Here is a 9171-nt window from a genome sequence, read left to right as displayed (position 1 = left end):
TTCTGACGCTCGCCAAAACGCCGCCCTGGCGACAGGATAGGCAGATGGGCAAGCGAGGCTGGACGGACGAAGCATCCGAGATTCTGTGCGTGGGAGAGGGGTTTCGACTGAGCGACGTCGACCCCGATGGGCATCCCGGCTACGACGGCGAAAAAAACAACGGTGAAGACGATCTCGCCGAGGGGATGGAAGCGCTCAGCGAACTGCAAGAGCGATTGTACGCCGCCAGTCGTACGGGGACAGCCACCGATTCCATCCTGCTCGTGCTGCAGGCGATGGACACGGCGGGTAAAGGCGGTATCGTCCGCCACGTCGTCGGCGGGGTCGATCCGCAGGGCGTCTCACTTGCGGCCTTCAAAGTACCGACCAAGGAAGAGCGTGAGCACGACTTCCTCTGGCGCATCGAGAAGCACCTGCCGGATCCCGGTTTCATCGGCGTCTTCGACCGCTCGCACTACGAGGACGTCCTGGTTGGCAAGGTGCGCGAGCTCGCCTCCGCCGATGAGATCGAACGCCGGTACGGCGCGATCAACGAGTTCGAGGCTCAGGTGGCGGCATCCGGCACGCGCATCATCAAGGTGATGCTGCACATCTCTCCCGACGAGCAGAAAGAGCGCCTGCGGGAGCGGCTGGACCGCCCCGACAAGCACTGGAAGTACAACCCCGGCGACGTCGACGAACGGATGCTGTGGGACGACTACATGGCGGCCTACCAGACCGTCTTCGAGCGCACGTCGACCGAGGCCGCGCCCTGGTACGCCGTTCCGGCGAATCGTAAGTGGTACGCGCGGCTCGCGGTGTACGAACTGTTGCTGGCCGCGCTGGAAGACATCGACCCGCAGTGGCCGGAGGCCGATTTCGACGTCGAGGTCGAGAAGGAAAGGCTGGCGGCGAGCTGAGGTGTGACTGCCGCCGGTATGCGCTCAGGCCAGCGCGTCGACGAGCGGGCGGAACTTGACCCGGGTTTCGAGCAGTTCGGTCTCAGGGTCGCTGGCAGCGACGATGCCCGCACCGGCGTAGGCGGTGACGCCGATCGCGTCGGGCGCGGGGGAGAACTGCGCACAGCGCAGCGCGATGGCCCATTCGCCGTTGCCGTTGCCGTCGATCCACCCGACCGGGCCGGCGTAGCGGCCGCGGTCGAAGGGCTCGATGTCACGGATCGCGGCGATGGCGGCGGGCGTCGGAGTACCGGCCACGGCGGCGGTCGGATGCAGCGCGCCGACCAGGTCGAGCGCTGAGCCACCGTCAGAGACCTCGCCCTCCACATCGGTGGCCAAGTGGAACAGGTTGGGAAGCTTCAGCAGGAACGGCTGCTCGCTCGCGGCCAGCGCACGCGTGTGCGGGCGAAGGGCCGCGAGCACGCTCTGCACGGCGTATTGATGCTCATCGTTGTCCTTCGTGCTGGTCGCGAGGTGCGATGAGGCTTCGGTGTCTTCGTCGGCATCCGCTCCGCGTCCGATGGTTCCGGCGAGCACACGCGCAGTCACTGTGCCGTCTTGCACGGTGACGAGCGTCTCGGGGCTCGCCCCGATCAGCCCGTCGACGGCGAACGCCCACGTGTCGGGGTAGCCGGTCGACAGGGCTCGCACGAGGCGGCGCAGGTCGGAACCGGCCGGGATCGTGCCGGCGAGGTCGCGGGCGAGGACGACCTTGCTCATCTCGCCCGCGTCGATGCGGCCGAGTGCTGTGCGCACCGAATCCTGGTATCCCACCGGGGTCTGAGCGCCGGGGCCGACGGTGCCCGCCCAGTGCGGCCCGTAGGTGCGCGGCTCGAGCGCGGCGTCGGGCAGTTCCTGCCCGTGCGGCGCGATGCGCGTGATGAACCCGCGGCCGCGGTGTCTGCCGACGACCATCGAGGGGACGATCAGGACGCTGTCTGCGGCGGAGTCTTCATCGAAGGTGAGCGCGCCGAACCCGACGAGCCCCGAGCCGGGCAGCCCGACGGGATCGTCGATCTCGGATGCCGCGGCCAGCTCGCGCCACGCATCGGCGATGAGGGTGCTGCGCATCGCCCCACGCCCGGCGGGAACCCGGATGATGGCCGGCATCCCGTCGTCCACCGCCACGATGCCGTCGCCGCGGCGAAGCCACGCGAGGGGGGCGGCAGGGTGCGCATATGCCACGAGGTCTTCGACCGGATCGATCTCTCGGGTCTGCACGATCAGGCGGGTGCTGCTCACCTGTCCAGTTTAGGCCGGAGCGAGCAGGTCCGAAGGCGGGCCGAATCTCAGACGCATCGGGCCACCGCAGTCGTAGGGTAAAAGGATGAGCGTTGCCCGTCCCGCCCCAGGAACATCGATGATCTTCCGATGGAGAAAGTGGGACGGGTCGCCGCACTGGCGACATGAGTGCGTCTATCTCGGCGCGGACGAGTGGGGCGACTGGATCGGCCAGCCGATCGGATGGCACAGCGAACGTCCCGGTGCGCGCTTCGATGCCGTCGGACCGAACGTGACGTTGATTCCGGCGATCGATCACGTCGGTCAGCGCAATAAGGTCACACTGCTGCCGCCCGCGGGCGATCATGCGCTGACGGTCAACCGCGATCACCCGAAGGGCATGCGCATCTACATCGACCTCGGCTGGGACATCCGCTGGAGCGATGACGACCTGCTCCTCGCCACCGGCATCGACATGGACCTCGATGTCATCCGTGTGGAGGGTGAACGCGGCACGTGGGTCGATGACCGCGACGAGTGGGCGGAGCACAGCATCCGCTACGGGTACCCCGCTGATGTGATGACGCATCTTGAAGCGCTCGCCCTCGACCTCGAGACCCGCGTCCGTGCGCGTTCGGCGCCGTTCGACGACGCGGTTCCCGACTTCTGGCTCGACGAGCTGGAGGCGCTCGGGCTCGACGAGCTGGAGGCGCTCGGGCTCGACCGGCGTCGACCGAGATCGGGCGCCCCGGTACCGCGACCTAGACTGGAGAGATGACCTCGAACAATCGCGCCGACCTCGGTAAGGATCCTCGCCGCGTCAGCGGCATGTTCGATCAGGTGGCGGCCGGCTACGACCGCACGAACACCGTCATGACGTTCGGGAACGACGCTCTGTGGCGGGCGGCGACCACGCGCGCTGTCGCGCCGAAGCCCGGCGAGCGGATTCTCGACCTCGCGGCGGGGACGGCATCCTCGTCGGCATCACTCGCCGCCAGCGGCGCAGAGGTGGTTGCCGCCGACTTCTCCCCCGGCATGCTCGCCGAGGGCAGGCGCCGGCACGGCCACCTGCCGAATCTGACGTTCGTCGAAGCGGATGCCACGCAGCTGCCCTTCGCCGACAACGAGTTCGATGCCGTGACGATGTCGTATGGACTGCGCAACGTGCAGCAGCCGCAGAAGGCGCTCGCCGAGCTGTATCGGGTCACCAAGCCCGGCGGCCGTCTCGTCATCAACGAGTTCTCCACGCCTCCGGGAAAGCTCTTCCGCGGGCTGTACCGGTTCTACAACGCGCAGATCCTTCCCCGGGTCGCGCGGGTGGCGGGTACCAACGGCCGGGCCTACGACTATCTCAACGAGTCGATCAGAGACTGGCCCGATCAGCGCACCTTCTCGGGATGGATCCGCGAGGCCGGCTGGGCAGAGGTCGAATACCGCAACCTCACCCGCGGCATCGTCGCGTTGCACCGGGCGGTGAAACCGGCGACGCGCGCGGCCCAGAAACCCGCAGCTGCGAAAGTGAATGGCCGCACCGCAGGAGCGGCGACGTAGGAGGACGAAGCAGGGGTGAGCCGCTAGTAGGGTAGAACTCGTGACTTCGAGCCCTGCCGCCCCGGGTTCGCGCCTCGCGAGCCGTCTGGGCTTCAGCGACCGCGTTTTCATCGGTCGCGCCGCGCGTCGGGTGGCTGATGAGATCGAAGCCGGCCTTGAGCTCGTCGAGAACGGGCTGGCCGAAGATCTGCGCGTCGCGGATTCAATCGCGGATGCCGCGAGCCGCTACCTCTACGAAGCAGGGGGCAAGCGCATCCGCCCGGTACTGACGCTGTTGACAGCGCAACTGGGCGACGGCAACATCCCCGCCGTGATCGACATCGCCAAGGCGCTGGAGATGACGCACCTCGGCTCGCTGTACCACGACGACGTCATGGACAGCGCCGACCGCCGCCGCGGGGTGCCGGCCGCTCATGCGGTGTGGGGTAACAACGTCGCTATCCTCACCGGAGACATTCTGTTCTCGCGCGCGAGCCAGTTGATGTCTCGGTACGGCGACCGCGCAATCCGGTTGCAAGCTGACACCTTCGAACGGCTCGTGCTGGGACAGCTCCACGAGACCGTGGGTGCGCAGCCCGACGACGACCCGATCGACTTCTATCTGCAGGTGCTCGCCGACAAGACAGGGTCGTTGATCGCCGCAGCCACACAGGGCGGTGCGATCTTCTCGAACGCGCCGGCCGAGTACGAAGAGCCGCTGAGGGTCTACGGCGAGAAGGTCGGCGTCGCGTTCCAGCTGCTCGACGACGTGATCGACCTGTCCGCCAAGCCGGAGGAGACTGGCAAGGTTCCCGGTACTGATCTGCGCGCTGGAGTGCCGACGATGCCGTACCTGCTGCTGCGAGCAGAGTCGGATGCCGCGGCGGCAGCGCTGGCCGCCCGCATCGACGACGGTGTGACGCGCATCGCCGAAGGCGAAGACCCGGTGATCCTCGATGAGGCGCTGATGCAGCTGCGTGATCACGACGTCACGCAGAAGACCCTTGAGCTCGCTCGCACCTGGACGAGCGACGCCATCGACGCGCTTGCGCCGCTGCCGAAGGGCACGGTGCGCGAAGCTCTCACGCGCTTCGCCGAAACTCTTGCAGACCGCAGCAGCTGATCGCGCGTCGATCGCTGCAGCATCCGAAAGGACACTCATGACCAAGCTCAGGCTGGCCATCGTCGGGGCAGGCCCCGCTGGCATCTATGCTGCCGACATCCTGTTGAAGACCGAGCGCGCCTTCGACGTCTCGATCGATCTGTTCGAGCAGCTTCCTGCGCCGTACGGGCTGGTCCGCTACGGGGTCGCGCCCGACCACCCCCGCATCAAGGGCGTGATCAATGCGCTGCGTGATGTCCTCGACCGCGGCGACATCCGCATCTTCGGCAATGTGCGCTTCGGCGAAGACGTCACGCTCGCCGACCTCAAGAAGCACTACAACGCCGTCATCTTCGCCACCGGTGCGGTGCGCGATGCATCGCTCGACATCCCTGGTATCGATGCGGCAGGCTCCTTCGGCGCGGCCGACTTCGTGAGCTGGTTCGACGGTCACCCCGATGTGCCGCGCGAATGGACGCTGGATGCCGAATCGGTCGCCGTCCTCGGCAACGGCAACGTCGCCCTCGACGTCGCGCGCATCCTCGCCAAGCATGCCGAAGACCTTCTGCCCACCGAGATTCCCGACAACGTCCACGCCGGGCTCGAGGCGTCGAAGATCACCGACGTGCACGTCTTCGGTCGCCGCGGACCGGCGCAGGTGAAGTTCACCCCGCTTGAGCTGCGCGAGCTCGGTGAGCTGCGCGATGTCGACATGGTCGTCTATGACGAAGATTTCGATTACGACGAGGCGTCGAAGGATGCCGTCGCCAGCAACAAGCAGGTCAAGGTCATCGACCGCGTGCTGCAGCAGTGGCGCACGCGCCCCGGGGTCAACAACTCCGGCGGTGAGGCATCCCGGCGGCTGCACCTGCACTTCTGGGCGAAGCCGGTCGAGATCAAGACGGATGCCGCAGGCAAGGTCGCTGCGATCGTCTACGAGCGTACGAAGTCTGACGGTTCGGGCGGTGTCGTCGGAACGGGCGAGCTGCGCGAGCTCGAGATCGGGCAGTTGTATCGGGCCGTCGGCTACTTCGGTTCGCCGCTGAAGGGCGTTCCGTTCGATAAGCGCCACGGCGTGATCCCCAACCACGAAGGTCAGGTGCTGCAGAAGGACTCGAACGAGCGGGTCCCCGGAATCTACGCGACCGGCTGGATCAAGCGCGGACCAGTGGGGCTCATCGGCCACACCAAGTCGGACGCGATGGAGACCGTGCAGCATCTGGTGAACGACCAGGGCTCGTGGTGGCAGCCAGAAGATCCTTCCGAAGCGGCGATCCCCGCGCTGCTGGAGTCGCGTGGTGTCGCCTGGACCGACCTCGACGGCTGGCACCGGCTCGATGAGCACGAGATCGCCTTGGGAGCGCCGCACGAGCGTGCACGCATCAAAGTCGTTCCCCGCGACGAGATGGTGCGCATCTCCCGCGGCGAGTAATTCGCCGCCCCGCACCTCGCTCCCTGAGCCCAACGACCCGTCCCTGAGCCCGTCGAAGGGTAGCGTTGTCGTCATGGCGCAGTGGACCCGCGACGTCCTCGGTGACGAGTTCGAGCAGCTGACGTTGCCGCTGGGCTCGGATGCCGAGGGCGAGGTTGTCGCGACACTCGTGCGGGCGCTGCCCGCGGAGCGCCCGATCCCGACCTGGTGGGAACGGATGCGGCGTCGCATGCGCGATGAGCCGACCGCCGATCCGGTAGCCGAGCTCGACGGCGTCGACGTGCTGTACGTGCACGGATGGTCGGATTACTTTTTCCAGAAGCGGCTCGCGCGGTTCTGGACGTCACGCGGCGCGCGCTTCTATGCGCTCGATCTGCGCAAGTACGGGCGCAGCCTGCGCGAGGGGCAGACGCCCGGATACATCGCTGACCTCGCCGCCTACGACGAAGATATCGCCGCTGCGCTGCAGATGATCGGCATCGTGCCGGATCAGAAGGCGGATGCCGCGGCATCCGCTCGTCGTCTTGTCATGCTGGGACATTCCACGGGTGGTTTGGTGCTCAGTCTGTGGGCGTCACGGCATCCGGGCGTGGCCGACGCGCTGATCCTGAATTCGCCGTGGTTGGAGTTCCAGCTGGCTCCGCTGCGCGCGGCGATCGCTCCGGTCGTCGAGTTGCAGGCGCGCCTTCGTCCGCTGAATGCGGCGCCGCAGATCGATCTGGGGTTCTACGCGCGCGCTCAAGAAGCGGTCGCGGATCCTGACGATCCGATGGAGGTCAAGCTGGCATGGCGTCCGGCGCATTCGATGGCGGTGCACGCCGGGTGGATGCACGCGATCCTCGCAGGGCATCAGAAGGTCGATGACGGGCTGTCGATCGATGCTCCGGTGTGTGTTCTGCTGTCGGCGCGCTCGGCGCTACCCACGCGCTGGTCGGAAGAGCTCACGTCAGCAGACAGCGTGCTCGTGGTCGATTCCATCGCCCGTGCCGCGCTCAAGCTCGGACCGTCGGTCACCGTTGAACGCATCGATGGCGCCCTGCACGATGTGTTCCTCTCGCGCAAGCACGCGCGCGACGACGCCTATGCGCGGCTGGAACGCTGGGTCACCGGGTGGGCGGCATCATCCGGCGGCGATCGCCGTTACCGGTAATTGATGAATCGCACTACGGCGGGTGGCCTATGGTGGCATCTGGTGAATCCCGCGTCATCACGGGGATCTGTAGGTGTCTGGCGGTGGGTGTTCAGGCGCCCGAGTGGGATTCTTGCGGACTTTCTGCGGACTCGCGGATTGCCTTCATGAACTCAGCAGTCGCTGCGCGCGTCTTGTCCTCGGCGGATGGCCAGAGGTGCGAGTAGACGTTCAAGGTGATCGACGGTTGGGCATGACCAAGCGCGCGCTGAACGGTGACGACGTCGCAGCCAGACGCGATGAGATTCGACGCGAACGTGTGTCGGAGGGTGTGGATCGTCACTTCCGACGAGAGACCGGCAGCTGCGCGGATAGAGCGCCATTCGCCGGCGGCATTGTTCCGGTGCCACAGTCGCCCGAGCGGTTCGAGGAACAGCTGATCTGTCGGCTCTCTCAACTCTTGCTGGGCGACGTGCGCGGAGAGTGGCGTCAGCAGGTCATCGGGGACGAAGATTGTGCGCTCACTGCCAGCCTTGGGCGGAACGAACTTCGCGTCCTTGTAGGTCGAGCCCTGGACCTGCCTGCGGACGCTGATCGTACGTCGAAGGAAGTTCACGTCGCCGAGCTGCAGCCCTGCGGCCTCCCCAAGCCGTAGCCCTGCGAACAGGCACACCTCGACAAACGGCCTGAAGGCGCCCGCTACAGCGAGTGCGCGTCCCGACTGCTCTGCATCGAGGATCTTCATGGCCGCTTCTGCGCGCCGCGCTCTGGGGACATCATCAATCACTGGGGCGGCAACGCTGAAGTGCTTGAGTGCACACCGGTCTGGCAGACGGTGTCAGACGCGAACAAGAGTCGTGAGGATGCTCGAGTCAAAGCGAGGATCTCGAGGCTAGAGGAAGCGATTGCAGTCGAGCGCGCCAAGATCGCGCCCGAGCTCCGGACAATTCGTCGGCCAGCCGAGACTGACGATCATCTGAGAGCGCTCGACGGCTGATCCCGGCACAAGATCACTGGCCCCGCGAGTTCCTGCTCCTCGCGGGGCCAGCTTATGTCCGAAGTTGGGTGGATGATGTCTGTGACGGCAATGTCTGCCTGCAGGGGGCGGACTCGCGGCCGCTGGAGGACTAGATGCCTACTGTTCGGTGCAAGACCAAACGCGCGCCCATTGAGACGCAGCAAGAGGCGGTAGCAGTAGCTGCCCGCGTGGAGAAAGGCGCGTCCGCGGAGTTGTGCCCTTATTGCGGATGGTGGCATGTCGTGGCGTACGGCTCGTCTATCGAGCGGCCCTCAAAGTCCCGTCGACGTCGGTAGGTAACGTGGGGAAGCTGATGACGATCGAGGATGTTGCTGAGACGCTCGGTGTCGCTGTGCAGACGATCTATCAGTGGCGTGCACGCGCCGTCCCGTATGGGCCGCCAGCGTTCAAAGTTGGCAAGTACTTGCGGTGGAAGCCCGAGGTTGTGGAGGCGTGGATCGGCGCGCAGGCGACCAACTGATCTATTCGGAATCCGTCCGCTCCTGTTGGAGCGTACTCTTCTGCTCCGGTGCGTGAATGCCCTGGACGCGTTCACGCGCGGCTACTGGGCCGGATGTAGGCCGCTTGCCCTGTGCGGGATGCGCATTGGAGTGCTGTAACTACTGACGGTGTGTCTGCGGTCAGGCTTTCCGGATCGCTGGGATTCTGGTGGTGTCCCCGGATTCTGGGGGACGCCGTATGGTGTCCGGTCCGGGGCGATAGGAAGGTTGTGGGAACCATGAAGATCAAGGTCAACGAGGCGGGGCTGCGCGAGATGTATGCCGCCGCCGGGAAGAAGCT

9 protein-coding genes are annotated in these 9171 nt (G+C 66.2%); 7 read left to right on the top strand and 2 right to left on the bottom strand.

Translation table 11 applies throughout. The annotated features are described in order from the left end of the window. Positions 1–44 precede the first annotated feature (44 nt). Positions 45–899 (top strand): polyphosphate kinase 2 family protein, encoded by an 855-nt coding sequence (locus Q1J95_RS11615; RefSeq protein ID WP_300267729.1) that lies wholly within the window; start codon positions 45–47, stop codon positions 897–899. A gap of 24 nt (positions 900–923) precedes the next feature. Here Q1J95_RS11615 and Q1J95_RS11610 read toward each other — a convergent pair whose 3' ends face one another. Further along, positions 924–2180: an isochorismate synthase MenF gene (locus tag Q1J95_RS11610; protein ID WP_300267727.1), complete on the bottom strand. Its 1257-nt coding sequence runs from the start codon at positions 2178–2180 to the stop codon at positions 924–926. An 85-nt stretch (positions 2181–2265) separates the two neighbouring features. On the opposite strand from Q1J95_RS11610, the gene Q1J95_RS11605 reads away from it, so the two are divergent. The 5 genes from Q1J95_RS11605 to Q1J95_RS11585 all read left to right on the top strand — a co-directional run bounded on the left by Q1J95_RS11605 (position 2266) and on the right by Q1J95_RS11585 (position 7373). Further along, positions 2266–2937: a hypothetical protein gene (locus Q1J95_RS11605; RefSeq protein WP_300267726.1), complete on the top strand. Its 672-nt coding sequence runs from the start codon at positions 2266–2268 to the stop codon at positions 2935–2937. Further along, positions 2934–3710 carry a class I SAM-dependent methyltransferase gene (locus Q1J95_RS11600; RefSeq protein ID WP_300267725.1) on the top strand — a complete coding sequence of 259 codons (777 nt, stop codon included), beginning with the start codon at positions 2934–2936 and terminating at the stop codon, positions 3708–3710. The genes Q1J95_RS11605 and Q1J95_RS11600 overlap by 4 nt, the downstream gene beginning before the upstream one ends. 40 nt (positions 3711–3750) lie before the next feature. Next, complete coding sequence (locus Q1J95_RS11595; RefSeq protein WP_300267724.1) at positions 3751–4812, top strand: polyprenyl synthetase family protein; 1062 nt, start codon at positions 3751–3753, stop codon at positions 4810–4812. A 37-nt stretch (positions 4813–4849) separates the two neighbouring features. Continuing rightward, positions 4850–6223: an FAD-dependent oxidoreductase gene (locus Q1J95_RS11590; protein ID WP_300267723.1), complete on the top strand. Its 1374-nt coding sequence runs from the start codon at positions 4850–4852 to the stop codon at positions 6221–6223. 73 nt (positions 6224–6296) lie between these two features. After that, positions 6297–7373, top strand: a complete 1077-nt coding sequence (locus Q1J95_RS11585; RefSeq protein ID WP_300267722.1) for an alpha/beta hydrolase — start codon at positions 6297–6299, stop codon at positions 7371–7373. 91 nt (positions 7374–7464) lie between these two features. Here Q1J95_RS11585 and Q1J95_RS11580 read toward each other — a convergent pair whose 3' ends face one another. Then, complete coding sequence (locus tag Q1J95_RS11580; protein ID WP_300267721.1) at positions 7465–8097, bottom strand: site-specific integrase; 633 nt, start codon at positions 8095–8097, stop codon at positions 7465–7467. A 586-nt stretch (positions 8098–8683) separates the two neighbouring features. Here Q1J95_RS11580 and Q1J95_RS11575 point away from each other — a divergent pair. Next, positions 8684–8851 (top strand): helix-turn-helix domain-containing protein, encoded by a 168-nt coding sequence (locus Q1J95_RS11575; protein WP_300267719.1) that lies wholly within the window; start codon positions 8684–8686, stop codon positions 8849–8851. Positions 8852–9171 lie beyond the last annotated feature (320 nt).

Origin of the sequence: Microbacterium sp. (assembly GCF_029263575.1) — a bacterium.
In the GTDB taxonomy this organism is placed as follows: Bacteria; Actinomycetota; Actinomycetes; order Actinomycetales; family Microbacteriaceae; genus Microbacterium.
This window is presented reverse-complemented; position numbering and strand designations above follow the sequence as displayed.